General features: G+C 36.3%; 23 protein-coding genes. 9 read left to right on the top strand and 14 right to left on the bottom strand.

Annotated features, from left to right (window positions below; genetic code table 11):
• Window positions 1-84 precede the first annotated feature (84 nt).
• From istB to BM084_RS14445, 6 genes are all read right to left on the bottom strand, one after another.
• Window positions 85-822 (bottom strand): IS21-like element helper ATPase IstB, encoded by a 738-nt coding sequence (istB, locus tag BM084_RS14420; RefSeq protein WP_075327970.1) that lies wholly within the window; start codon window positions 820-822, stop codon window positions 85-87.
• Window positions 823-845: 23 nt separating this feature from the next.
• The gene (gene istA, locus BM084_RS14425; RefSeq protein WP_093303511.1) at window positions 846-2,399 is read right to left on the bottom strand and encodes an IS21 family transposase; all 1,554 of its coding nucleotides are present in this window, start codon (window positions 2,397-2,399) and stop codon (window positions 846-848) included.
• A 227-nt stretch (window positions 2,400-2,626) separates the two neighbouring features.
• Window positions 2,627-3,538, bottom strand: coding sequence for a hypothetical protein (locus BM084_RS14430; RefSeq protein ID WP_093305663.1), 912 nt, complete (start codon window positions 3,536-3,538; stop codon window positions 2,627-2,629).
• A 175-nt stretch (window positions 3,539-3,713) separates the two neighbouring features.
• A complete protein-coding gene (locus BM084_RS14435) occupies window positions 3,714-4,433 on the bottom strand; it encodes a hypothetical protein (RefSeq protein ID WP_093305665.1) in 720 nt (239 codons plus the stop codon).
• Between the two features lie 168 nt (window positions 4,434-4,601).
• Window positions 4,602-6,686 (bottom strand): AAA family ATPase, encoded by a 2,085-nt coding sequence (locus tag BM084_RS14440; RefSeq protein WP_093305668.1) that lies wholly within the window; start codon window positions 6,684-6,686, stop codon window positions 4,602-4,604.
• A 1,033-nt stretch (window positions 6,687-7,719) separates the two neighbouring features.
• Complete coding sequence (locus BM084_RS14445) at window positions 7,720-8,460, bottom strand: SOS response-associated peptidase (RefSeq protein ID WP_093305670.1); 741 nt, start codon at window positions 8,458-8,460, stop codon at window positions 7,720-7,722.
• 42 nt (window positions 8,461-8,502) lie between these two features.
• On the opposite strand from BM084_RS14445, the gene BM084_RS14450 reads away from it, so the two are divergent.
• The gene (locus BM084_RS14450) at window positions 8,503-8,919 is read left to right on the top strand and encodes a LexA family protein (RefSeq protein WP_093305760.1); all 417 of its coding nucleotides are present in this window, start codon (window positions 8,503-8,505) and stop codon (window positions 8,917-8,919) included.
• A gap of 1 nt (window position 8,920) precedes the next feature.
• Window positions 8,921-10,180: a Y-family DNA polymerase gene (locus BM084_RS14455; protein WP_093305672.1), complete on the top strand. Its 1,260-nt coding sequence runs from the start codon at window positions 8,921-8,923 to the stop codon at window positions 10,178-10,180.
• Window positions 10,181-10,383: 203 nt separating this feature from the next.
• On the opposite strand, the gene BM084_RS14460 is transcribed toward BM084_RS14455, so the two are convergent.
• Window positions 10,384-11,295 (bottom strand): AraC family transcriptional regulator, encoded by a 912-nt coding sequence (locus tag BM084_RS14460; protein WP_093305674.1) that lies wholly within the window; start codon window positions 11,293-11,295, stop codon window positions 10,384-10,386.
• A gap of 20 nt (window positions 11,296-11,315) precedes the next feature.
• Entirely contained in the window at window positions 11,316-11,690 is a 375-nt protein-coding gene (locus tag BM084_RS14465) for a DUF7793 family protein (protein WP_093305676.1), read from the bottom strand.
• 239 nt (window positions 11,691-11,929) lie between these two features.
• Between BM084_RS14465 and BM084_RS14470 the strand changes: the two genes are divergently transcribed.
• From BM084_RS14470 to BM084_RS14485, 4 genes are all read left to right on the top strand, one after another.
• The gene (locus tag BM084_RS14470) at window positions 11,930-12,808 is read left to right on the top strand and encodes an RteC domain-containing protein (RefSeq protein WP_245764388.1); all 879 of its coding nucleotides are present in this window, start codon (window positions 11,930-11,932) and stop codon (window positions 12,806-12,808) included.
• Between the two features lie 252 nt (window positions 12,809-13,060).
• Window positions 13,061-13,342, top strand: coding sequence for a helix-turn-helix domain-containing protein (locus BM084_RS14475; RefSeq protein WP_093305681.1), 282 nt, complete (start codon window positions 13,061-13,063; stop codon window positions 13,340-13,342).
• A gap of 3 nt (window positions 13,343-13,345) precedes the next feature.
• On the top strand, window positions 13,346-14,098 hold the full coding sequence (locus BM084_RS14480; RefSeq protein ID WP_093305683.1) for a hypothetical protein: 753 nt from the start codon (window positions 13,346-13,348) through the stop codon (window positions 14,096-14,098).
• A complete protein-coding gene (locus BM084_RS14485; protein WP_093305685.1) occupies window positions 14,082-14,744 on the top strand; it encodes a P-loop NTPase family protein in 663 nt (220 codons plus the stop codon). The genes BM084_RS14480 and BM084_RS14485 overlap by 17 nt, the downstream gene beginning before the upstream one ends.
• A 214-nt stretch (window positions 14,745-14,958) precedes the next feature.
• Here BM084_RS14485 and BM084_RS19555 read toward each other — a convergent pair whose 3' ends face one another.
• The 3 genes from BM084_RS19555 to BM084_RS14495 form a co-directional block, all read right to left on the bottom strand.
• Entirely contained in the window at window positions 14,959-15,084 is a 126-nt protein-coding gene (locus tag BM084_RS19555) for a hypothetical protein (RefSeq protein WP_262506682.1), read from the bottom strand.
• On the bottom strand, window positions 15,081-15,599 hold the full coding sequence (locus tag BM084_RS14490) for a hypothetical protein (protein ID WP_143083670.1): 519 nt from the start codon (window positions 15,597-15,599) through the stop codon (window positions 15,081-15,083). Before BM084_RS14490 ends, BM084_RS19555 begins: the two co-directional genes overlap by 4 nt.
• 131 nt (window positions 15,600-15,730) lie before the next feature.
• On the bottom strand, window positions 15,731-15,958 hold the full coding sequence (locus BM084_RS14495) for a helix-turn-helix domain-containing protein (RefSeq protein WP_218152251.1): 228 nt from the start codon (window positions 15,956-15,958) through the stop codon (window positions 15,731-15,733).
• Window positions 15,959-16,154: 196 nt separating this feature from the next.
• On the opposite strand from BM084_RS14495, the gene BM084_RS14500 reads away from it, so the two are divergent.
• The 3 genes from BM084_RS14500 to BM084_RS14510 all read left to right on the top strand — a co-directional run bounded on the left by BM084_RS14500 (window position 16,155) and on the right by BM084_RS14510 (window position 20,243).
• Window positions 16,155-16,937 carry an RNA polymerase sigma factor gene (locus BM084_RS14500; protein WP_093305690.1) on the top strand — a complete coding sequence of 261 codons (783 nt, stop codon included), beginning with the start codon at window positions 16,155-16,157 and terminating at the stop codon, window positions 16,935-16,937.
• Window positions 16,938-16,939: 2 nt separating this feature from the next.
• Window positions 16,940-18,040, top strand: coding sequence for a hypothetical protein (locus tag BM084_RS14505; protein ID WP_093305693.1), 1,101 nt, complete (start codon window positions 16,940-16,942; stop codon window positions 18,038-18,040).
• A gap of 1,105 nt (window positions 18,041-19,145) precedes the next feature.
• A complete protein-coding gene (locus BM084_RS14510; protein ID WP_093305695.1) occupies window positions 19,146-20,243 on the top strand; it encodes an AAA family ATPase in 1,098 nt (365 codons plus the stop codon).
• Window positions 20,244-21,109: 866 nt separating this feature from the next.
• On the opposite strand, the gene BM084_RS14515 is transcribed toward BM084_RS14510, so the two are convergent.
• From BM084_RS14515 to BM084_RS14525, 3 genes are read right to left on the bottom strand one after another with little or no spacing between them, the layout of a single operon-like run.
• Window positions 21,110-21,970, bottom strand: a complete 861-nt coding sequence (locus tag BM084_RS14515; protein WP_093305697.1) for a phosphodiester glycosidase family protein — start codon at window positions 21,968-21,970, stop codon at window positions 21,110-21,112.
• 27 nt (window positions 21,971-21,997) lie between these two features.
• Window positions 21,998-23,170 carry an Sb-PDE family phosphodiesterase gene (locus BM084_RS14520; protein ID WP_093305698.1) on the bottom strand — a complete coding sequence of 391 codons (1,173 nt, stop codon included), beginning with the start codon at window positions 23,168-23,170 and terminating at the stop codon, window positions 21,998-22,000.
• 19 nt (window positions 23,171-23,189) lie between these two features.
• The gene (locus BM084_RS14525; protein WP_093305700.1) at window positions 23,190-24,278 is read right to left on the bottom strand and encodes an SGNH/GDSL hydrolase family protein; all 1,089 of its coding nucleotides are present in this window, start codon (window positions 24,276-24,278) and stop codon (window positions 23,190-23,192) included.
• Window positions 24,279-24,297: the final 19 nt, after the last annotated feature.

Consider the following 24,297-nt stretch of genomic DNA (forward strand, 5'->3'; position numbering starts at 1 on the left):
TGGCTATTTCGGAGTGATGGTGCCACCTGTTTCGGTCAAACAGTGCCACTTTGAAAGATACTGCAATTATATAAAAAATTAATGTTACTCGTTCTTTAAAGCTCCTTTTCTTAGTGATTCTCCTTTGAGGTCGATCCGATGCGAGGAGTTCACGATCCTGTCTAGGATAGCGTCTGCAATAGTTCCTTCCCCAATAATATCATACCAGGCGGATACAGGTATTTGTGAAGATATAATTGTGGAAGCTTTGTTGTACCGGTCATCGATGATATCCATCAGTGTTTCCCTGGCGTGGTTATCAAAACTCTGCAGGCCAAAGTCATCGAGGATCAGTACATCCGCTTTAATGAGTTTCCCAAGTTCCTTAAGATAAGTGCCATCCACTTTACTCAGTTTTAATTTCTTAAAAAGGCGGGCAGTATTGGTGTAAATGGTTTTGTATTCCATCATACACCCCTGATGACCTAAAGCCTGGGCCAGGTAACTTTTGCCAACCCCGGACGCCCCGGTAAGGATAATATTTTCCTTTCTGGTGATAAAATCCAGTGTCCCCAGGCGGGTAAACATGTTCTTGTCCAGGTTTCGTTGCTGGGTGTAATTTACATCGGCCAGGTTCGCCTCTTGTTTAAAGCCGGCCTGTTTTAAGAGCCGCTCTATCTTCCGGTTCTGCCGGTCTTCCCATTGGTGATCGATCAGCAGAGCGAGGTATTCATCAGCAGTGATATTCTCTATACGATTGTCCTTTATGTGCTGCTGGTGCAACTGGGCCATAGCCCCCAGGCGCATTTGTTTAAGTTTTTCAATAGTCTGATTGTTATTCATATTCATTGGATTTAAATGGTTTATTATTTATATGCAGAAGCACCCCGTAAGTTATCGTGTTCCGGGATGTGTGGTTTATCTTCTTCGAGATCCTGGTAAAACAGGGAGCTTTTGTCCAGGTTGTTTTTCAGGATATTTTTAATGCGCAGGTAAGTAACCGCGTCTGCCTGCAAAGCTCTTTTACAGGCATCATCCAATCGCTGGGAGCCATAGGATTTATGGAGCTGGATGACCCCCATAGCTCGTTTATATCCTATTTCAGGATAGTCTACCGCGGTGATTATTTTCTCAATACAGCCCAGCACGTGCTTGCCATGTATGGCCGCTTTCTTTTTAAAAAATTCAGGACTCCAATCGCTATAGTATTTATGGGTACTGCTTAAATGATCTTTGTTGGTATTATAACTGCCTTTTGATGGGTTGCGCTGGTGCAGGGCGATCCGCTGATGATAATAATATACTTCTACAACGGAACTGGTATAATGGATGGTGGTTTCCTTTCCTATGTAACGATAGGGTGCGCTGTAATAACTTTTATCCGGGGAGAAGTATACATAGCCTATTTTCTGAACCTTTGCCCTTCGGTAGCCTTTCAGTTCATAGACTGTCTCTGGCAGGGGCTTTAGGTATTCCCGTTCCACAGATTGGAAGAGTTCCCTGCGACTGGCTTCCTTGCGGGAGAACAACAGGTCATTGTACCGCTCCAACAAGCGTTTTATCTCCCGGTTCAGATCTTCCAAAGAGAAGAAGCTCATTTCCCGAAGGGGATAATAGATTCGCTGGTAGGCAAGGTTTACGGCATTCTCCACCAAGGCTTTATCTTGCGGGGCATAGCCCCGGGCAGGATTTATCACACAGTCGTAATGCCGTGCGAAGTCTTTAAAACTCCTGTTGATGTCAGCCTCATACCTGCTGGCCCGGGTTACCGCTGATTTTAGGTTGTCGGAGACAATGGCTTTGGGAACGCCTCCATAAAAGTGCAGGGCATTACAGCAACAGGTAATCAGGTCCTCTCGTTTCTGGCTCCTGCAGGCTTCCACGTAAGTGTACTGGCTGTTGGGAAGGATGGCTACAAATACTTCTACCGGGATTAGTTCACCGGTTTCCTTATCAATAATTTGGAGCTTTTTGCCGGCATAATCAATAAAGACTTCATTCCCAGGATCGTGTTCAAGTTTCATCGAACCTTTAACCTTGGCATATTTGCGCCGGTAGTGTTCCATAAACTGGGTATAACCATAAGGATCTTTAGCCTGCGCTACATATTCCTGATAATGGTATAAAAAAGTAAACCCTGGATGATTCCGGGCCTTGTTGACCCCCTCAAAATATAACATCAGTTCCTCATAACGAGGGTTGTCAATAGTAGTGTGTGAAGGAAAAAGCTTTTCTAAGCCAGCATTATCAAGGGCCAATAATTCCTTAAGGGAAGAGCCGCTGGCCTTGAACAGCCGCATATAAGTATTTACCGTATTGCGGGAGATCCCAAGGGTGGCACCTATTTTACGGTTGCTAAATCCATCGAGATGTAAGGAAATAATTTGTTTTAAGTCCATTGGATCAAGTGTATTGGCCATATCGCTTGTTTTTAAGCGACAAGGTATTATTTACTTGATCTTTCAAAGTGGCACAAAACGAACCGAAACAACTGGCACAAATCGAACCGATATAGGTTCACCTATAACCTAAAAGTGGCACAATTTGAACCGAAATGCCTGGCACTAACCGACCGAAATCACTGGCACAAATCGATCCGAGATATCCAATTGGCGATGAACCGTCTTTGTTGGGCGTAGTTCTCTGGTTAAATCAATTTGCCATCTTTTACAATATACTCTACGTTATTGTGATAGAATTTTCCATCTTTATAATTTTGTTGTTGAAATATCCTCTCTCTTTCTTCCTTAAGATTGGCTATTTCGTTTTCTGGTAATTTCTTAAATGTATATTTATGCTTATCAAAATTATATTTCTCTAACTTTAAATATAATTGTAAGAATTCATATAAATGGAGGTCACTATTGTGCAAAGTATAGGAGCCTAAATTTGCATACTTATTCATATTTTTTGATAATTTCAGGAACTGAGAATTATCTATACTTGATAATATTTCAACTAATTTATAATCTAGATTGTTGGAAATTGGAAGTCTAAATAGATCTTCAATTTGCTTTGATAATTTTTTATGAAATTCATCAAGACTATGATGGAAAGTAAAAACTCCCTTTGAAAGATCTTCTTGTTTAATGATCTCTTTTGAATTGAAAATAATTATGCGAGATTGATAATATGTTCTTTCAAACTCCGGTTTGTACTTTTCAATTTTCTTTAAATCTTCTATTTTAATTTCCTTATCATCTTTATTTAAATCAATTATCATTTTTAAAGGAGCTATAATTGAACTCATCGTCAAATAAATTCCTTTAATATTAGATTTACAGGCTAAAAAAGCTTTTCTGGAAGCAATTTTATTAGGAATGAAATCTATTATTAAATAAATAAGATAACCTGAAATAATTGCTAAACTGAAATTTTCAAGTAGACGAAATAATTCTCCGGTTTCAGTATTTACTTGTGGTTTTTGTAATAAGTCTGCTATGAAATTAGGAATAAAATTTGGAGTTGATAAGGTAGAGTTTTTAATAACTATTAGTAAGCAACCTAATGATATTAAACTGAGTAAATTAAAAACTTTTGTAGAGGTCTTTATAGTCATTTAAATTTTTCTCTTAAGAATTACGCCCAACTTCTCAAAAAAAACTGTGCGGCGATTGCCAGCGTTGATTTTCCTGCGGAAAATCCGCTAAGCAAACAAGCACGATGTTTCGATTTGAGACAGGTTTGAGCATCTTTGTTTTTATATTGTTGTGCGCTGGCTTTTATCCCATTTATCAATACTTTTGTTTTAAATATTTCATAAATCTGGTAGCAGTTTCTTTGTCCATTCTCAACGAATATAACTCAGCTATTTTATTCAATCGGTCATCGTTAAATTCATATAAATTTCGGTAAATTTCTGAAGAAAGAGCTTCTAAAAATTTATTAGGACAATCCTTTATTCTCTTAAAAAATGCCGAAAGTTCATAGTGTCTCATATATTTAAGATCCGAAAACTCCGAAATACTTTTAATCTTGTTGTCGATATGTTTAGTTGAATGCTTTATAGAATTATTGACTTTGCGTAAATCATTAATCTCTTGATATGCATTCAGTTCTGAATATCTAATTTTTTTAGACCTTAAAAAATCGGTAACGGAATCCCATTTGTAGAATTCTTTGATTTCAATACCGTAAGCGGCACTAATTAGTTTCTTAAGGTTTATTTCAAAATCTTTGTATGCGTAAACAATATTCATTTCGGAAAGAGCCAACAGTTTATCTTCTAAGAAATAGGTGTCAAGGTGGTAATTCTGATGAGCATTTTCCTCTTGTTCTTGAAACTCTAAAAATTCCGTTATTTCCTTATTTAGTTCCGTTTTTAAATTTGTTATTAATTCATTAACGGCATCATTGAAGCTGTTTTCTTTAAGATTATGAACAAATAGTTCCAAGCCTATTTTGTCCATTTCTCTTTGGTTTTCAAAACTGTTTGGATTAAACTCTTCGTTCATATATTACTTTTTTTAGCTTGCGCACAACGGTCTCGGTTATCGCCAGTTGGCGGAGTAGGGGGCGCGGATTTGTCGGCTTATAGTATTGGTTTGTTGGTCACGTTAATTATTTTCTTTCTAACGGTGCCGGCTATTGGAATTTACCTCAGTTCTTTGTTGTGGCCAGTACTATTCTATATTTAAAATTTGATCTATTACCTTTTTCATTCCTTCAGGTTTATACCCCTCATTCTTCATCTTGGAGATAATAAGATTTCTAAATTGCTCGTATCTAATAATGTTTATTTTATTGGTAAAGCATTTTAAAATATTTCTACCATTGAATATTAATTTCCAAGAATCATCCTTAAGTGAAGTTTGAAATTTATTTGAAATTATCTTTTCCTTTTTTAAAAGTTCACGTTTACTTAAGATATTATTCTTTTTCAATTCAATTTCTGAGATCGTTTTTTCTATGGCCTTAAAATATTCTTCATTCAATGGATTTGTATCGTTTATTTTAATTGTTACTGAATGTTGTAATTCAGATGTTACAAATTGGTTTAGTTCATGTTGGATATGAAAATTCAGATTATTTTTTGCGCAATTTTTCAATTCGTCTAATATCTTACTGTGGGAATCATATTGTTCTTTATTATAGCCTAGATCCAGTAATACTTTTAAAATATATTCTTCATTTAGTAGATAGTTTTCAATATGATAGGCGTCCCATGAGAATTCTAGAGTTTCAAGATCTTCAATAACTTTACTGGAATCTTTATCAACTATTGAAATAAATCTTTTGGAAATTATTCCTTCGTCAGCTGCAGTTTTTAAAACATTCTGAAGATTCGAAACATTTGTTTTACTTCCAGCAGAAATTGAATTTGTACTATTCTCAAATTCTGGGAATAATATACTAGTCATTGTTTTATCAAACTCAGAATCTTCTCCTTCAAAAATTACGATTTTATTATTTTGATCATATTCTGAGAATTCACCTATTAAATCTATTAATGCTGCTTCTGCTTCATTTTCTAATGAAATTTTTCTTGCTTGATTATGGCCATCATTCAACGATTCAGACATGTGAAAAATACTGTAATCTTTGTTGCCAGCAACTTCGCGTAAAATTGCATCAGAGTGAGTAACTAGCCATATTTGATTACCTAATTCTTTTCCTATGGTTTCGTAATAAAATTCAGGTAATTTTTTAGCTAGTTTAGGATTTAGATGTAATTCTGGTTCATCAATAAGAATAACAGAATTTTTTGGTGCTTGATTTCTAAGCCTTAGATATCCAAATAGAACTTCTTTTTCTCCAGAACTTAAATCGGCAATATCATGCTTTTCACCAGTTTTAATTTTAACGGGGAATTCTAACGAACCGTTCGCATTAGGAATCATTCCATCAAAACTTTTTCCCGGGAAAAAGTTTGAAAATAATGAACTCAAAGAATTATTGAGATCTGATAGTGCGTGATCAGTGGCGCCACTTTCTTTAGCTATCAAAGCTTTCACATAACTCGATGCCATTTCTGTCTTTACATTATTATACTTATTTGTATAATTATATAAAGCATGATTTTGGTAATTATCATTGGAATTATCAAATCTTAAATTAAGATTTTGCAAATTTTCTTTTTGGTAATTCCTATGAGCACCGTGATAATCTATTATGCCCAACTCGTCTGGACTGAATGTATTAAATAGAATTTCTAAAACGATATTTGAAAGAACTTTCTGTGTATTATCTGAAAATATTAGAACCTCGCCATAAAATTCATTTGACTTAATTAACCTATCAAATTCTACCATGTATTTCTTGGCTTCTTGGTCAACTTTGTTGCCATACATTCTTTGATTTGATGCAGCTGAATTAGCAATATCATCTATAGGATCATAATTAGGATTTTTGGTATACAACCTCCATAATAGCCTTTTAAGTAAATACTCTCCATTCTTTTTTAAGAAGTTAATTTCGTACTCACTAAGCTCAATTGTAGCTTTAATATTTATAGGTTTATCTCTGTTCCTAAATAATTTTTCTAGATTAAATTGATTTCCAACTTTTATCTGAAATTCATTATAAAAATTGTTTACTTCATTTTGATTATAACTTCCATAATTAGATTTAAATAATCTGATACAATCAAAAATGCAAGATTTGCCAACTCCATTCTGCCCCGCAATTAGTACTAAATCTCCTAAGGATTCTAATTCTAAAAATTCAATTGCTTTAAAGTTGGTGATTCGTAATTTTTTGAATTTCATTTATTGTTTGAATTTTCATTAGTATTGGCCACAACTCGTTATATCTCACATGATTTATCTATTTAACAATAGATAGAACGGGATAAACCCAGGTTTCGCTAAATATAAAACAATAAAAAAAAGAAAAAAACGGAAAACCGTAAAGGATAGAGATCGAATAGGAGGGAAAAAATTGGAAATATACGTTACTACAGTGGTTTATCCGGCCAAAAATCTTTAGGAGAGCATTCATTGTTTAAGTGGTTAAGGATGTATTTTTGCTCTTCTTTTTTTGATTCAACTTGAGAAACGAAACTATTACTTAATTAGATTTACATCAGTATCTATTAATAGAAGTGTACCCGTTCAGCCCATTCCCACTACATTCCGAAAAAGCTTTATTCCGGGAAAAGCGCTTCTCTTTAAAGGTCTTGGACACCATCGAAGAAATTGCGACTTCCATTACGCTAACCCGATGAAAAATCGGAAAGCTCCACTCCAGTTCGAAATTTTTCAATGAAGTCCGCTTGGTTGAACTTTCCATCATAGTACTTCTTTCTTAAAAAAATGGTGGTCTTTCCTAATTCATATGCAAACGTCATCCTTAAGCCCCCTCACCTTTTTAAGATGCAAAGAACAGAATCCTTTCCTGGACAGCGGCATAAAGCCGGTTTGGCTTCGCCTTCTCTTTTTATACGCTTTACCAGGCTAGGATGTTTTAAATAAATGCATCAAAAAAGGTAATGTGAAGGCGCTATAGGAAGTAAATCTACAAGGAAGCGGAAGCCTCAGTTCAAAACCTTAAAAAGCTTAGATCGAGTCTGGAGTTCAAATTCAAAAAAAGGAAAATGCTCCGGATATAATAAGTAAATCAGTTAAAAATTAATTCTATGATTGGATTGTTGCCTTACCCAATTAATAATATTTGTGTAAATAGGGTACTTTAAAAATAGAATCAAGGCCATAAAAAATTATTGAGTATAGAAAACCCATCATAATATGAAACTAATCGGTTGGTTTTACTAGTGTTTTGGTATTATTAAACCCAGTAAAATCACTCATTAAAAAGATTAGGGTTTTCCTCTACTTTTTCCAATATTTCAGGAGTATTAGTATGTATACCTCGTTTATATAGATCCCTGGTTACCGGATGCGCTTTAAAAGGCTCTCGCATAAAACTCGTAGCCAGCACTTCCTCAATTCCTTTGTCGTTTAAATCGGGATCAAGCCATTCTCCTTCAAAATTACGATCTACGGCCAATGGCATTCTTTTCTTCTTATTATGGATTTCAGCAAAGAAATCATTCGCCTCCCTAGTAATTAAACTCACTGTCCAATAGCCCTTATCATAAGTATTATAGATTCCTGCAAAGCTAAAGAGTTTACGGTCTTCCAGATAACAATAATATGGCGTAGCCGGACCACTCATTTTTTCATAGTGAGGTTCAAAAAAACCATCTGCAAGTATTAAACAGCGACGTTCTCTGGAAGCTTCTTTATACATATTACTGGTTAAAAGTGTTTCTGCTTTCGCATTCAGCGTATTATATTTTTTTCGAAATTTCAAAATGTCGTCTGCCCACGGCGCAAGTAGCCCCCATTCCATCGGCAAAATAATATCCGGTTCGTCCATAGGAATACAAAACATATTAGGATGAGTAAATCCCGACAAATGATACCAGGGTTCATAAACTTCTGGGTATCGCATAACCGCACCGGCATGTTTCTCAATTGATTTTAATTTTTTGGACAGGCTGGTTTCGTAACACATAATTTTAAATTGGATTATATCCATTTATATGGAATTTTACCTAATTTTGTTTTTCAATGTTTGCTTATGAAAATTTACAAAAAATATTCTTTACATAATCTTATAATGCCGGTTTCTATCAATGGAATCTCTGCGGGCTTTCCTTCCCCGGCGGATGATCATTTAGAGGATATTATAGATCTTAACCATCAACTGATCAAAAATAAAGAAGCTACTTTCTTTGGCAGAGCTGAAGGTGATAGTATGATAGGTGCCGGGATTGGTAACGGCGACCTGTTGGTCATCGATAAAAGTCTAAGACCAAAAAATGAAAATATCGCGGTGTGCTTTTTAGATGGAGAGTTTACTGTAAAGCGTATTAAAATTGAAAAGGATATGATCTGGCTTGTAGCTGAAAATGAAAAATATAAACCAATTAAAGTCACTAGCGAAAATGATTTTGTGATCTGGGGTATCGTTACTCACTGCATAAAAGACCTGTAATATGTTTGCCCTGGTAGATTGCAATAATTTCTATGCGAGTTGTGAACGGGTATTTGATCCTTCTCTTCGAAATAAACCGGTGGTAGTACTTAGCAATAACGATGGTTGTGTTATTGCGCGAAGTAATGAAGCTAAAGCAATGGGCATTCCCATGGGTGCCCCTGCTTTTCAATTTGAAAAGGATTTTGAAGCTAAAGGAATTTCGGTCTTCTCCAGTAATTATTCGCTTTACGGAGATATGAGCGGCCGCGTAATGAATATCCTTTCCCAATTCACCCCGGATATTGAAATCTACTCCATAGATGAATCTTTTCTTAAGTTTATCGGCTTTGAATTATACGACCTGGAGCGGATTGGAAAAGAGATGGTGGAAAGTGTGTTCAGGCAAACCGGTATTCCTATTAGTGTGGGCCTGGCTCCTACCAAAGCCCTGGCAAAAATTGCCAATAAGATCGCCAAAAAATTCGCTGATCGTACCGGGAGTGTTTACGCCATCGATTCTGAAGAAAAGAAAGAAAAGGCATTACGCTGGACCAAAATTGGCGATGTATGGGGGATTGGCAGACAGCACGAAAAACGATTACTTGGTATTAACGTAAAAAATGCCTGGGATTTTATTCAGTTACCCAATGAATTTACCCTGAAAAAAATGAGTGTAGTGGGTTTAAGATTAAAACGGGATCTCTCAGGAGAAAGTACGCTGGATTTTGAGGAAGTGAAGAATAAAAAGAACATCGCGGTTACCCGAAGCTTTGAGAAAATGTACAGTGAATTCGACGATCTTCGGGAACGGGTAGCTACTTATGCAGCAAAAGCCGCAACAAAACTCCGCAAACAGGATTCAAATTGCACGCTACTCTATGTATTTCTGATTACTAATCCTTTTAGAACCGACCTTAAGCAGTATCGCGCCAATATGGTGGTGAAACTTTCCACTCCAACCAATTCCACTATGGTATTAACAAAAGCTGCTTTATATGGGCTTAAAAAGATTTTCAAACCCGGTTATCAATATAAAAAAGCCGGAGTAATTATTATGGGAATTACGCCAGCTTCTGAGCGGCAGCTTTCCTTGTTTGCTGAGAAGGATCCCAGGCATCAGATGCTTATGAAAACCATAGACCGCCTAAACCAAACAGAAAACGGAAAAGTGAAATTTGCAGGTATGGATCTTGGTCGTACCTGGAAGATGAAACAGGAACGTCTTTCAAACCGTTACACCAGCAGAATTGATGAGATTATTCGGGTAAGGTGTAAATAAAATGGGAAATTTCCATTCTAAAAATTTATCTAGCATTTTTATATACCCCAAGCTTCTAAATAGTCAAATATCATAATCTTAGGAGATTAACAACTTTTTCCCTACAATTTAAATTGCACGTTTTTCCTTGTAGCGAAGTATAAGCACGCTTTTAAAAGTGGGATACAAAATTGCCTCTTATTTAAAAATCACAGCTTCATTACTTATGAATTTCGGATGATCTTCTGATAATGCTTGGGTGTAACCTTGGTTTTTTCTTTAAAGCTTTTTGAAAAATGCGGATATGATCCAAACCCCATCTTATCAGAAATTTTGGCTAGATCTAGATCTGTGGTTTCAATAAGAAATTTACACCGTTTAATTCTTTCCCTGGCGTGGTATTGAAACGGAGTGCAGCCAAAAATCTCTTTAAAAACGGTTTTAATCTTATGCTCATTAGTGTTAAATAGCTCCGCAAGTTGATCCAAAGGTTTTAAAGTTTCTTCTAGGTGATGCATAATATAAATATGGATTTCATGAAATAGTTTCTGGTCCCATTTCGAATAGGTCTTAATTCCAGAATCCTTAGGTAGCTCAGAAAAAAAATCCTTTGAAGTATCCAGGTGATAAGAGGTGACAGTAAACTTCCCCTTACCCCTTCCCTTTAACCTGGAGACCACTGATGGTAAACTGATTTTTAAATATTCATCAAATTGATATTCGAGGTTTAGATTAAAAGATTGAGCGTTATTATCTAAAAAATCCACTATTTTTTCCTGCCATTGCCCTTGGAATTTTCCTATCAATAATTCCTGAAATGCTTTACCTATTATTTTCGAGGATTCAACTTCCTCATTATCGGGATGCCTATAACTATAATCGAGAACTTCCAGGTTTTCATCCAATATAAACACCGCTGATCGCACCATTACGATCTCATTTCGAAGGTTAAGCCAAAGAAATTGGTCTCTTTTATTATTGAGTTCCTCCCCGGTCTGGTTAAAATAAGCTACCAGGCCTTCCAGATTATCCTGGTACCTGGTTCGTTTTATCTTGTAAGAAAAATTTCCTTTAGCCCATTCCGTGAGCATACGGTAGATCCCCCGTAAATTAGCTTGATTAAATTCACGTTCCATTTTAAAAATAAATTTAGTTATTACTTCATATCGATGTAGGGTTTTAAAAAATTTATAGCCTGGCTTTTTTTTGTGAAAAATTCTGTGGGAACCTTATGGGACAGGGTTTTTAGGTAGAATTCCGTGAGGCGGCCTGCGACCGGCGATGTTGTATAGAAGGCAAGCGCTTTTATTAAAAGGGTGCCTTCTTGTACCATATAATGACGGGCGTCTAAGCTGGAGTCGGTCACCCCGGAAAGATCACAGCACACAGGGTATTCAAGGTTTTGTTGAAACTCCAGGCGATCCCTTACCACCTGCTTTGCAACCTTCAGGCTTATTACCAGTTCGGGCTTATAAACTACAAAGAGTATATTATCGCGGCTCCAATATTGTCCATACCTTCCTTCAAACATGGGGGTTTACTTTAGTTAAGGAATGGTTTTTTAAGGAAGAAAGTGCCTGGTCCACCAGGCTAAACATATACCAAATATAAACTATAAATAAAAAAAACTTATATATTCTGAAGGTAAAATTGTGAATTTAATGAATTATCAGTAATTTTTAGGGTGTAACAAACATATTTAATCTCATTTGGATTAATTTAATACCAGATGAGGATTACCCAGTAAAACCATCCTTAAACAAACCAGACTTGATAGCCCAGCAACGTTTTTATTTACTTTCATTTACCAACAGTATGTTTGAAAAGGCCATGTCGACATTTAGCGAAAAAGTCGAAAGCTTAATTCAGTCCGAGAAACCGGACCTGAAGAAAGCTGAAGATGGGATAAGTTTATGTATTGAAACATTATCAAAACTGCAAAAGAAGGTGGAGCAGGAAGATTTCGAGGATGCTCAGGAGGAGATCGATTTTTTCAAGAACATCAAACCTTTCCCGATGAGTTATCTCATTTATTTCTCTGAAGTCCGCACCTGCGAACTGATGCTGCCTAAAGCCGGAAATTCCAATAAGGTGCGGTTTCTAAAAAAAGAGATGAAAAAGATCAATAAGTTCTTTACCGTCAATAGCAGTTTTGTAAGCTATATGGAACAAGGCCGTACTTACCTGGATCATCAGTTCTTCAGCCGAAATGCAAGGCCTGATTTCTCCTTTTCCCCATCCATTAATTATTACATAAACCCAGAATTCTCCACCAGTCACGATATGTTATGGGCTAAGGTGCAAGCCCTTTACCGTTATATACACTACATCCGTGAAAAATCAGAACGCATTGAACCCGGAAGCAGTGGAAGTTACCGGGAACGACAACCCAATGTTCTGGTTTGGTCAGGCGCTAAAATTTCATTGGTTGAAATGATTTACTCCCTTTACCATGCAGGAGACATCAACCATGGAACAGTCGATCTTAAAACCCTTTTTTCAGTTTTTGAGGATATCTTCAATATTAAATTTGATAATTATTACAAGAATTACGGCGAAATGAAAGCCCGGAAAGATCCCAGGGCAAAATATCTTTACAAGATCGCAAGCATCCTGGAAACCAAAATGCGAGAAGATGATGAAAAGTAATTTTTCGTAGTAAATCGTACTACGAAAATTCAATTCTTCATTAATTTTATCAAGAAATCCATCTCCCCTCCCACCCGTTAACCATCAAACTTCACCATTTCCCATCATAATTTATTAAGTGTTAAACTTTTTCGTACTACGAAAGATATAGGGAAAGAAAAAGCAGAAAGCAAGTCAAATTTGTAGAACAATTGTCAAACAAGGTCAGGGACTCTCAAATGAAATGTCTCTACCCCTAAAATTTGTTCTATTATGCCAACATCAATTATTACCACCGATGATCTTCGGGAATTCAAAATGGAATTGCTCGATGATATTAAACAACTTCTTACCAGCCAGGATTCCGGAACTCTTAAAAGGTACCTGAAATCTTCGGAAGTTATGGACTTGCTACAAATAAGTCCGGGAACACTCCAGAATCTACGGGTAAATGGCACTCTTCCCTATTCCAAGGTAGGTGGCATCATTTACTATGATGCGCAGGAAATTCAGAAGGTTATGGAAGAGAACCGGATACATCATTTAAACTTTTAAGAAATGAACTATATCAAGCAATTAAATGCGGCCTTTGAGAAGTTCTACTTTGATGACCGGTTAAATCCAACCCACATTAGCTTATACATGGCTTTATTTCAGGAATGGAATAGCAGCAGGTTTGCCGATGAATTTTTTGTGAACCGCAGGGATCTGATGAAGGTAGCTAAGATCGGTTCCAAATCTACCTACCACAGGTGTGTTACCGATCTTAATGCCTGGTCTTACCTTAGCTATTATCCCTCTAACAATCCTTACAAAGGCAGTAAGATCAAGATGTTCATTCTCGGGACAGGTGATGAATCGCAACCGAACCAGTATGATCCCAAATTGGAACAACTGGCAGATCAGTACCATCCCATACGGGAACCTGTCATGAACCGTCACCGATCGGTCAGTGAACAGGTAATGGACTCGCAGCGTCCCGTGAGTGGACAAGCATTGGTATCTACTATAAACAATACCAAACTAATAAAACATAATAAACAACCAAACAGCCTGGAGGTGGTTTTGAATTTTTTTAAGGATAAGGATCTTGATCCGGATTACGCAAAAACATTCTTCGAATATTATCAGGATCGGGATTGGCTTACCAGCGATGGCCTGGAGGTCAGGGATTGGCGATCCCTTGCTTTGTACTGGGCTGAAAAAAAATCGCTGGCGAGACAAAAAAAGAAATTAAATCAAAAGGAGGGGTCCCAGTTTCGGGACAACTTGCGAACCACTAAAAATAAGGATTATGGACAACCCCTCTAAAATAACCGAAGGTGGTGTGGAATATTCTCTGGGTAAGTTCGATGGGAAATGTGTACAATATGATTTTCCTAAGATTTTAGTGTATCTCAACGCCAAAGGAAAACTCCTTTTTGGAAATAAATTTAAAATTTACAAGGAAGATAAAGCGGTCCTGCTAAAACTGTGTTCCTACTTTATCCGTGATAAGGAAAATTGTAAAAAGCACGGAATTGATATCGATAAGGGGATTTTACTATCAGGCCCTGTAGGATGCGGAAAAACTAGCTTAATGAAATTACTGCGGCATTTAGTACCTAACCAGCGACACTATGAAATGATACCCAGCCGGAACGTGACTTTTAGTTTTAATCATCTTGGATATAAAACCATCGAAGACTATGGTAGCACTAAATTCTTTTGTTTTGATGACCTGGGCGTTGAACCACCCGGCAGGTTTTATGGCAAGGATTTAAATGTTATGGGCGAGGTACTGCTATCGAGGTATGAACTTTATCTGGAAACCAATAAAAAGCTCAAAACACATGCCACCACAAATTTAAACGCTGAAGAACTGGAAGTACGTTACGGAAACCGGGTGCGGAGCAGGATGCGGGAATTGTTTAATTTAATCGCGTTCAGTGAACGATCAATGGATAAAAGGAAGTGATAACCCCGGGGGCCCATAATACTAGCAGTCAAAAAACCCAATTGTTTCTTATTTTCATTATCGTGGTTTTCTAAAATTTTTATTTGATCAAAATACCTTTTGTTATATCGATTCCAGAAAAATTCAATAACAGGTTTCCATTCGTCCTCATTAAAAATTTTTGTTGAAAGTGTAGAAACCTGTTCTGATTTTAATTTATCCATTAAAATTCCCTTTATTTTTTTCCATTTTTGGTTTTTGGATCTGTGGGAACTTCTCCTTTTTCAATTCTATCGGTTGGAAATTTGGGAAGTACTGGTTTCTCTGGCTTTTTTGGTTCGTGCTTGTCTTTGTCGCTCATAATTGAAGAGTTTTTATTGTTAGTATAATTATATTCAAGCCTGAAGCTATTAATGTAAGAATTATGAATGTTCTACTTCTATATAAATCTATGCTTCTCTGATCATTAATTAAAATATGATTATCAGAAACTTTATTTAGTCTTTTAATGATTATGCTTTCAAAAGTCACCTTCTCATCTACTTGATTATTATAATTATCCAATTCATTTTGGAAATTAGATATTTCTGATGGTTTTGCTAAGTTTCTATAGCTAAATCCTCTGAATAGATTATTGTATGATTTAATTAAAAAGAAGAGACTAATCAGAAATAATAGAGAGACTACAGGAAATCCAGAATAATCCAAAATTAGAATTTCGTTTATATCTCTTATTCCAACATTTTTTAAATAATAATAATTTAGACCAACTATTAAAGTTAAAATTGTAACGGGTAAGTTTATTGAATTATCTAATTGTATCCTTCTATTTAGTTCTCTGTCATAAAGACTTTTATAAAATGAATAGCTATCCATATGTTTTTTGCTTGCTACCAACATGTTATATTCCCCACAATATACTTTTTAAATAAGAAATGCCATGGGATTAATCCACTTTCGCTAAATATAAAATAGCAGGAATATGTGGAAAACCGTAACCTGATAAATTAAAGTGGTTTTTCTGGCCAAAAGTCCTTAGGAGAGCAATTGAAGATTTGTGCAATTTCGTTCAAGTGGTTTAGGTTATATTTTGCCCTTCTATTTTTTGATTCTACATGCGAAATGAAACTATCACTCAAGTTTAATTTTTGGGAAAGGGCTATTTGAGATAGGCCTTTCTCTTTGCGCATCTCTTTTACTTTTTCAATTATATAGATTTCAATTTTGCTTACCACGGATTATGTTCCAAGGCTACAATTAGGAACATAATAAAACTTTTAACAAAGGTACCTGTACCATTGGTTGAAAAATTTTATTATATTTGAGTGTTATTAGAAGACTTGTAAGCATTTTATTCCATCATGTTGTAAAAGTTCTTTTTAATGACCTGAAAAAACCCTACGTAATATGAATTTATAAATCTAGCTTATTATGTTGCAGCGTATTTTTGAATTATTACAACAAGGACATCCAGAGGCTTTGGAATTGATCTATGCCAGGTATAACCGAAGCCTCTTCTGGCTTGGCAAAAGAACAATTAAGGATGAATTTGTCATAGAAAACATCCTTCAGAATACTTTCTTAAAACTATGGGAGAAAAAAGACCGGATAGAAGACCCGGAACATATTTACTTTTTCCTTCGTTATGTAATGAAAAGAGATTGTACCTATTATTATTGCCGACCTCGGAAAAAGTTTCAACGGAACATAGAAAGGTTAGAATTTTATGAAGACTACCAGGAATATATGCATGGTTATGACCCGGAGGAAGAGGATAAGCATCTGTTGGAGCAGGAAGCGGACCAGAAAGCTTTCGACCAGATTCGAAATGTTCTCCCTTTGCTTAGCGGTAAAAGAAAGCTCCTGATTGAACTCTGTTTAAAATACGGTTTTCAGTATAAAGCCATCGCCGAAGCGATGGGAACCAGCATCACCAAAACCAGTATCGAAGTAAAATGCGCCATTGAAGATATTAAGAATATCATTAATAAAGGGAGGCCCCTTGAAGCTAAACCACAACCGATGATAGCGGTAAATATCCAGGGTACCATGACCCGGGAACAGGAAAAGGTGTTACAGCTGCGTACAGAAAAGCAATATTCATTTGCTGCCATCGCTAAGGAACTGAACCTTTCTCAAAAGGAAGTACATCAGGAATTTATGGCTGCCTATAAATTATTACAGCTCAAACACGAACAACAACAATCAGCTTAGTCATGGGAAAAGATACGATAAAACTCACCCGGAAGATCCAGCTACAAGTGGATGCCCCTACCAAGGAAGAAAAAAAGGAGGTTTATGACACGCTGTACCGCTGGCAGAACCGTAGCTTTAAAGCAGCCAATCTCATTGTTTCACATCTGTACGTGCAGGAAATGATCAAAGAATTCCTTTATTTATCGGAAGGAGTAAGATATAAGCTGGCAGATGATAAAAAAGCTGAAGACGGCATCTTGGATCGGCACCGGCTCAGTACTACCTACCGGGTGGTATCCGATCGGTTTAAAGGGGAAATTCCCACCAACATTTTAAACAACCTGAACAATAATATCATCAATAACTTTCGTAACAATTGGCCAGAATATATTAGAGGAGAACGCTCCCTGGCAAATTTCAAAAGGAATATCGCTTTTCCTTTTGGACCGGTAGGTATTCATGGTTTATCTTATAAAGAAGAAAAAAAAGCATTTTGTTTTCGTTTGTTTTCCATTCCACTTAAAACATATTTAGGGAAGGATTATACTGATAAACGAAGCTTGCTGGAACAGGTAATAGCCGGAAAAATCAAGCTATGTACTTCTAAAATTCAACTGAAAAAACAAAAAATTTATTTGTTAGCGACCTTTGAATTTGAGAAAGAAAAGCATAGCCTGAAACCGGAAGTAATTGCAGAAGCTTCTTTATCTCTTGAATACCCTATAACAGTGAAATCCGGAAAAGCAACACTTAGTATCGGCAATAGGGAGGAATTCCTATATAGAAGGCTAGCCATACAGGCTGCTCAAAAAAGGGCACAAAGCGGGGCCACCTATTGCAGACCCGGAAAAGGCCGTAAACGCAAAACAAAAGCAGTGGATAAATTCTACGAACTGGAAAAAAACTATGTAAGTAACCGCTTGCATGTATACAGCCGGAAGCTAATTGATTTTTGCATTAAACAACAGGCAGGGACACTCATTTTGTTAAACCAGGAGGATAAAAAAGGAATCGCCAAAGAAGAAGACGGATTTCTTTTAAGGAATTGGAATTACTATGAACTGACGACCAAAATAAAATACAAGGCCAAGAAGGCCGGTATTGAACTTATAGTAGGTTAAATCGAATTAGGAGGGTGCTTGTACACCCATAAGGTGAGGTATTTAATGACACTCACTAAATGCACACAGCATATACAACCTTCCCTGAAAGATTAAAAGGAACTGGAATTATTATGAACTGGTGACCAAAAAATAAAATACAAGGCCGGTAAAGCCGGTATTGAATTTATAGTAGATTAAATTCAATGATGAGGGTGCTTGTACACCCACAAGGTGAGGTCCCTAATAGCACTTACTAAATGCACGCAGCATATACAACCCTCCCCTAAAGATTAAAGGAACTGCAATTATTATGAACTGATGACCAAAATCGAAGACAAGGCCGGTAAAGATAGTATTGAACTTATACTGGATTAATTTAATTATGAGGGTGCTTGTACACCCGCAAGGTGAGGTCCCTAATAGCACTCACTAAATGCACGCAGCATATACAACCTCCCCCTAAAGATTAAAGGAACTGCAATTATTATGAACTGATGACCAAAATAAAATATAAGTCCGAGAAAGCCGGTATTGAACTTATGGTAGATTAAATTCAATGATGAGGGTGCTTGTATACCCATAAGGTGAGGTATTTAATAACACTCACTAAATGCGTTTAGCATATACAACTTAATTCGATTAGCCTAGCTTGAAAGCCGAAAAGAACTGGAATTATCGTGAGAAGATGACTAAAATAAAATACAAGGCCGGTAAAGCCGGTATTGGACTTATAGTGGATTAAATTTTGAGGGTTCCTGTATACCGCTAAGATGGAGTTGAAATCATACTCATTATATGCTCTTGGCATACACAATATTGAAGGAGCAGGCACTGATTCTAATTTCCATTACATTTTTTAGATTTTTTTAGGCGTGCAGAAAAAAAATTATTGAAAACAATGGCCAAAAGCCTATCACTAGAAATTCTTGCGGATGACTTAATATTAAACTTGATATGCGGGAAAGTTCTTATAATCTAATTGAATTCCCTCATTTATAAAATTTTATTTACCTTTTATTCATCTCATTTTCAGTCTAAAAATCGGGATTAATTGATAAAATCAGGATAGTTTAGGCTAAAACTATTTTTAGTAATGTCCGCATGTCGCTAAAACTAAATTAATATGAAGAATTCTACATCCCATAAAAACGTTCCGGAAAAAGTGAGTAGTAAAAAATTAGAAGCCCAAATTCCTGATATTTTTCATCCCGGTGCTAAAGGTATTAGACCAGACAAAACATTTTTCTATTATTTCCAGGACATTCCTAAAAGTCTGAAGTTTGAAGACGTAAATCCAGATATTTTTCTTGAACTTTTCAAAAAGCAATATTCAGATAAAATTCTCAAGGATTTTTTTGAAAAGTCTATTTCAAGAAATGGAAAGGAAACGCTAAAATCCCAATATCTTATTCTTCGGGATAATGTAATAATTTATTTGGAATATGGAGATATTAACTTATTATACTCTGGGTCCGAAGAAGAACTAGTTATTGAATTAAAAAAAATAATTTTAAGTTGTTATAAGGAGAAAAAAAAGAAACCAGAAATTGCCGTTATTGTTTCAGAAGGTAGCGGATATCTTAGTACGAAAAATATAAAATTTAAAAAACCCATAATTAATTTTCAGGAAAATTATTGTGATGATTTTTTGGCTGTTCATCAGGAAGTGAAAAATCAACTTAAGAGGAAAAATGAAAGTGGACTTTTTCTATTCTACGGAAAACCAGGTACAGGAAAAAGTACGTATTTACGTTACCTGATAAAAACAATTAAGAAAAAGACAATATTTATATCACCAAAAATGGCTGGGAATCTTGATAATGTTGAAATAACAAGACTTTTACTGGATAATAAAAATTGTATAATAGTGATAGAGGACGCAGAGGGGTTGGTAGTCTCCAGAAATCATGAAAAGAATTCTAACCTTTCGATGATTTTAAATTTAACAGATGGAATCTTGGGTGAAAGCCTGGGGATCCAGATTATCGCAACATTCAATACAGAATTGAAAAATATAGATTCTGCATTAATCCGAAAAGGTCGGCTTAAACTTTCCTATGAATTTAAAGAGTTGCCGGAAGAAAAGACTTTCCGCCTTCTTCTTAACCAAGGTATAGAAGTAAATAATCCAGGTCCTATGACTTTGGCCGAAATCTTTAACTACACCCCGACTAACAATTCTTCAGAATCTCAGAAATCTATGGGTTTTATGAGAAATTAAGAGTTGATCTTTTTAAAAATTTCACGCACTGTAAAGTGCATAAACAATTTGCGGTAATAATGGTAACACCCGTTCAGACCATTCCCACTATATTTCGCAAAAGCTTCATTTCGGGAAAAGCGCTTCTCTTAAAGGTCTTGGACACCACCGAAGAAATTGCGACTTCCATTACTCTAACCCGATGAAAAATCGGATCGCTCCACTCCAGTTCGAAATTTTTCGATGAAGTCCGCTGGGCTTACCGGGAAGTCATTGTTCATCTTCCAAAGATTATAGTAGCCGTTACTGATAGCTACGTATACTCCATTCCCGAAACCCTCCATTTTTAACATCAAAAAACATTATATCGTGGACAGTGGCATATAGCGGTTCCGTCTTGGCCGGCTTTTTTTTCGCTTTACCAGGCCAAGATGTTGTAAAATAGAAAGCATTCAAAAGCCAATAAACTGCTAGAGAAAGTAAATTCGAAAGAAAAAGCTATCATCATTTCAAAACCTTAAAAATTTAGATCAAACTTGTGATTAAAAATAAAAGGGAATGTACTAGATATAATAAGCAAACTACCTAAGAGTAAGCTATGAACTATTTAAGAAATGGCAGTAAGAATCAGTGGATAACCTAAAAACTGGGTAGCTGAGAATTTTGAATTTTTTGGTTTAATGGTTTTATAAATTATATACAATTAACCGAATAAATAGGGGTTACTTGTATACCCATGAGAATTTTAATTAGCCTCATTGAATGTACTAGCATATAGAACTTATAGGCAACGCTTGTTTGGTTTTTTTTATTAAGGCAGAAGTTTATTCTGCCTTAATAACCTGAAAATTAGTAATAGGTGTAAAATGGGTCTTTTTAATCTAATTTTACTCATTAATAAATAGAATTGCATTTGCCACTTCCCGTTCTCCCTGGTGATCGAACAACTTATTATCACTGGGATAATTAACTATTCCGAATTCTTTTATCCAGAGGCTTGAAGACCCACCTCCATCAAGGTTCATTGCTTTGCTGCACCCCAGGGATTGCATAAGCTGGGCTAATTCCGTTATGGTCATACCCTGAGCCTGGGCATTCCTTCCGTCCACTACAACTGCTATTAGCTTATTGTCTTGAGTAAGGCCGATTGCAGTACGTGGGTGCCGATTGGTATTAAAGGGTTCAGCGACCTGGTTAAGCAATCGATCATTTGCTATTAACATGGGCCCCGAAACAAGTACGGAATGATAGTTTTTTAGTGGCTCCCATCCGTCTCCTGGCTTTTCTATCAAATCGACTTTGTTATCATTAAAAACAAATCCAGCATTTTCACGGTAGGTCTGAAATCCTTCTCTTGTGGAGTGGATAAGCTCATCATTCACTTTAAGAAAGACAGTTCCACCACCTTTTTCAGTATCAAAAAATGATCCATTGATAGCTGCCACAGCTTCCGACTCCTCAGCAGAATCGCTTGTTTTAAAGAAACCTTTTTTAACATAAGGAACTTGTATCCTTACATTTTTCAGGTCGACCTCAAGGATCGTGATACTCTGTGTAGAGTTGAAGAGAGAATCGAACTGTCCGTACTTCCACAGGATACCATCTGACACTTCCCTCACCTTTAATTCTTCCTTATCGATCATTTTAATCAGATCACTGCCATTAGTCTGTGCAGTAGATATGGAAGCATTAAGAAACAGTAGTATCAAAACTGGTATTCCGGAAAAGAATCTAATATAGGATTTCATATAATCTGTGATTTTAATGATTTTTAATTATAAGTCCACATTAATCTGGGTCTCTAAAGGCTTTTCCGGAGACACTAAGATATTCTCTACTACAAGGTCCATTGTGAGAGTATCTGGATATTCCCAGACAGGATGAAGCATTACAGAAGTGGTTTCATTTGCTTTAAGTTTCAACCTACCTAATGGAAGGTTCTCAACAATATAATCTGTTTCCAGTTTAATATCAAATGGCACATCCGAATTGTTAGTGAAATTTACTTTTAGCATTGGTGCTTTTCCGGAAGTTATTTTTTTTGTGGTTATCTCAAGTGAAGACCTGAAAAAAGGTTCTGCCTCACGCATCCTTCCCACCAGATAGTCTCCGAAATAAAGCATTGTGCGTTTATCCCGGATAGCCTCTTCAATAGCCGATTTTGATTTTTCAGTAGCAAAAATCAGGGTCATAGGCCGATGGTCACTATATGATCCTTCTATTTCATAATGTTCATCAGAATTAGCAAACATCGTGAGGTCATATTTCTCTGCCATACGATGCGCGATAATATTGTACTTTCCGGAGTTTACCACTTCCACCCCACCAAGAATTTTCCTGGCCAATAGTTCCTGATGAATATCCGTAAAGAGTTCTTTTTCTTTTTTATCCCACCATTTATAAGAGGGATGATTATAAAAAACGAAACCTCCCTGTTTCTCTACCTCCTCAAAAGGAGCCATGACATCTTTCCTTTTTATTTCATCATTCATAACAAAGGTGTGATGCGTATCTTTCATGTAAGGATAAGGAAGCTTATCCACATTTTCCAGAAAGAGAGCATTGTTGTGATACGGAGGTACTCGAGGAGAAATCTCCACTCCCTTGATTAAAATAACATCCGTTTTCTTTGCTCTTTCCTCAGCGATTCTGAACGCCTCTTCTCGGTGATACTTAAGTTCATTCGGAAACCCTTCGTAATCAATATGTTCCGTTATGGAAATTACATCAAGACCATCCCGCTGTGCCTCCCTGACTCTAAAAGTAGGCCAGACGTGACCATCAGAGAAAACAGTATGCATGTGAAAATCTCCTTTAAGTGTTATAAAACCGGGGATATCCGGTAGATTTACTAAAGTATTTCTTTCCTTATTTTCCTGTCCATATGAGGCAATGGAAACCCAGGTAAACAGTACCAAAAGGATGAAACATTTGGTTATTTTTTTCATTTTACTTCTAATGATTTTATTATTTATTTTCTAGCTTTAATATTTGTTGTAATTTTTTTTCTAAAATAATTGCCATTCTATGATTTCCCAGATCGGACAAATGAACCCCGTCGGTTGTAGCTTCATGATCTTCTCCGATTAGGTTATCTCCCTCCAGGTAAAACAATTTTTGCTCACCTCTATTTTTTAATTTCAAGAAGGCTTCTGAAAAAGCTTGAATTTGGGCGTGTACCCTCTTTCCTATCTTTTTATCCCAGTGTCCGGTTTCCCGAAAGATGCTTTCTATCATCAGGATGGGCACATCAGGTCTATATTCACGGAGTATGGTCACAAAGGGAATAGCACGTCGTTCAATTTGTTGTGGTGATATGTTTGGCACACAATCCAGAATAAAAACATCAGCAGCTATCTGTCCCAGGATATGAGCCATTTCAGCTTCCATTTTACCTGAGCCACTGAACCCTAAATTAAAGATCTCTACATCAAGTTTCCTCGAGATGATGGAAGTGAAAGTCATACCCGGTCTGGAAGCCGAAGCTCCCTGTGTAATACTGGAACCGTAAATAACCACCCTAGGTTGCTTTGTTCTTGGTACAGGTTTTATCGATGCTATGTTTTCTACCCCTATCTCTAATTCCTGAACCCCTGAATACAATGGAAAATAAAGTTTGTAAATTCTGTTTTTTCCATCCATATTTCTAATTAACTCCAGCTCATTCTCACTGGAAGAGGCGACCGCTGATGCCATATATTGCCAATTTCCAGCAGTTTGGCAATACAGATCAAATCCATTAACAGCCAGGGGAGTCATATTACCCAATACCCGGTATTTATCCAGTTTCCATTTTAAATAAATCTTCCTGGAGTTGGTTTGAAATTCCAAATTTAAACCTGAGGTGTTGCCAGCAAGCTCCTGCACTTTTACAGGAAGACGTTTAACGAATGTAGCATCTATACGGGCATAGGGCTCTGAGTTAATTTCTTTGGCCTTCCCCTTTAGCGTGAAATCCAATGCGCAGTAATAGCTGATATCTTTTTGTTGAGCTTCAATAGGCCAACAAAAAAAGTACAGCATCCATAGAATTAAAATCTTATTGTTTAATTTCATTAAACCATTCAAATTTAAA

Source organism: Salegentibacter agarivorans (genome assembly GCF_900113135.1).
GTDB lineage: Bacteria > Bacteroidota > Bacteroidia > Flavobacteriales > Flavobacteriaceae > Salegentibacter > Salegentibacter agarivorans.

Excerpts from the sequence above, each read along its gene's own strand:
- istB (WP_075327970.1), bottom strand. The coding sequence starts at position 822 with ATGAATAACAATCAGACTATTGAAAAACTTAAACAAATGCGCCTGGGG.
- istA (WP_093303511.1), bottom strand. The coding sequence starts at position 2,399 with ATGGCCAATACACTTGATCCAATGGACTTAAAACAAATTATTTCCTTA.
- BM084_RS14430 (WP_093305663.1), bottom strand. The coding sequence starts at position 3,538 with ATGACTATAAAGACCTCTACAAAAGTTTTTAATTTACTCAGTTTAATA.
- BM084_RS14435 (WP_093305665.1), bottom strand. The coding sequence starts at position 4,433 with ATGAACGAAGAGTTTAATCCAAACAGTTTTGAAAACCAAAGAGAAATG.
- BM084_RS14440 (WP_093305668.1), bottom strand. The coding sequence starts at position 6,686 with ATGAAATTCAAAAAATTACGAATCACCAACTTTAAAGCAATTGAATTT.
- BM084_RS14445 (WP_093305670.1), bottom strand. The coding sequence starts at position 8,460 with ATGGATATAATCCAATTTAAAATTATGTGTTACGAAACCAGCCTGTCC.
- BM084_RS14450 (WP_093305760.1), top strand. The coding sequence starts at position 8,503 with ATGAAAATTTACAAAAAATATTCTTTACATAATCTTATAATGCCGGTT.
- BM084_RS14455 (WP_093305672.1), top strand. The coding sequence starts at position 8,921 with ATGTTTGCCCTGGTAGATTGCAATAATTTCTATGCGAGTTGTGAACGG.
- BM084_RS14460 (WP_093305674.1), bottom strand. The coding sequence starts at position 11,295 with ATGGAACGTGAATTTAATCAAGCTAATTTACGGGGGATCTACCGTATG.
- BM084_RS14465 (WP_093305676.1), bottom strand. The coding sequence starts at position 11,690 with ATGTTTGAAGGAAGGTATGGACAATATTGGAGCCGCGATAATATACTC.
- BM084_RS14475 (WP_093305681.1), top strand. The coding sequence starts at position 13,061 with ATGCCAACATCAATTATTACCACCGATGATCTTCGGGAATTCAAAATG.
- BM084_RS14480 (WP_093305683.1), top strand. The coding sequence starts at position 13,346 with ATGAACTATATCAAGCAATTAAATGCGGCCTTTGAGAAGTTCTACTTT.
- BM084_RS14485 (WP_093305685.1), top strand. The coding sequence starts at position 14,082 with ATGGACAACCCCTCTAAAATAACCGAAGGTGGTGTGGAATATTCTCTG.
- BM084_RS19555 (WP_262506682.1), bottom strand. The coding sequence starts at position 15,084 with ATGAGCGACAAAGACAAGCACGAACCAAAAAAGCCAGAGAAACCAGTA.
- BM084_RS14490 (WP_143083670.1), bottom strand. The coding sequence starts at position 15,599 with ATGGATAGCTATTCATTTTATAAAAGTCTTTATGACAGAGAACTAAAT.
- BM084_RS14500 (WP_093305690.1), top strand. The coding sequence starts at position 16,155 with ATGTTGCAGCGTATTTTTGAATTATTACAACAAGGACATCCAGAGGCT.
- BM084_RS14505 (WP_093305693.1), top strand. The coding sequence starts at position 16,940 with ATGGGAAAAGATACGATAAAACTCACCCGGAAGATCCAGCTACAAGTG.
- BM084_RS14510 (WP_093305695.1), top strand. The coding sequence starts at position 19,146 with ATGAAGAATTCTACATCCCATAAAAACGTTCCGGAAAAAGTGAGTAGT.
- BM084_RS14515 (WP_093305697.1), bottom strand. The coding sequence starts at position 21,970 with ATGAAATCCTATATTAGATTCTTTTCCGGAATACCAGTTTTGATACTA.
- BM084_RS14520 (WP_093305698.1), bottom strand. The coding sequence starts at position 23,170 with ATGAAAAAAATAACCAAATGTTTCATCCTTTTGGTACTGTTTACCTGG.
- BM084_RS14525 (WP_093305700.1), bottom strand. The coding sequence starts at position 24,278 with ATGAAATTAAACAATAAGATTTTAATTCTATGGATGCTGTACTTTTTT.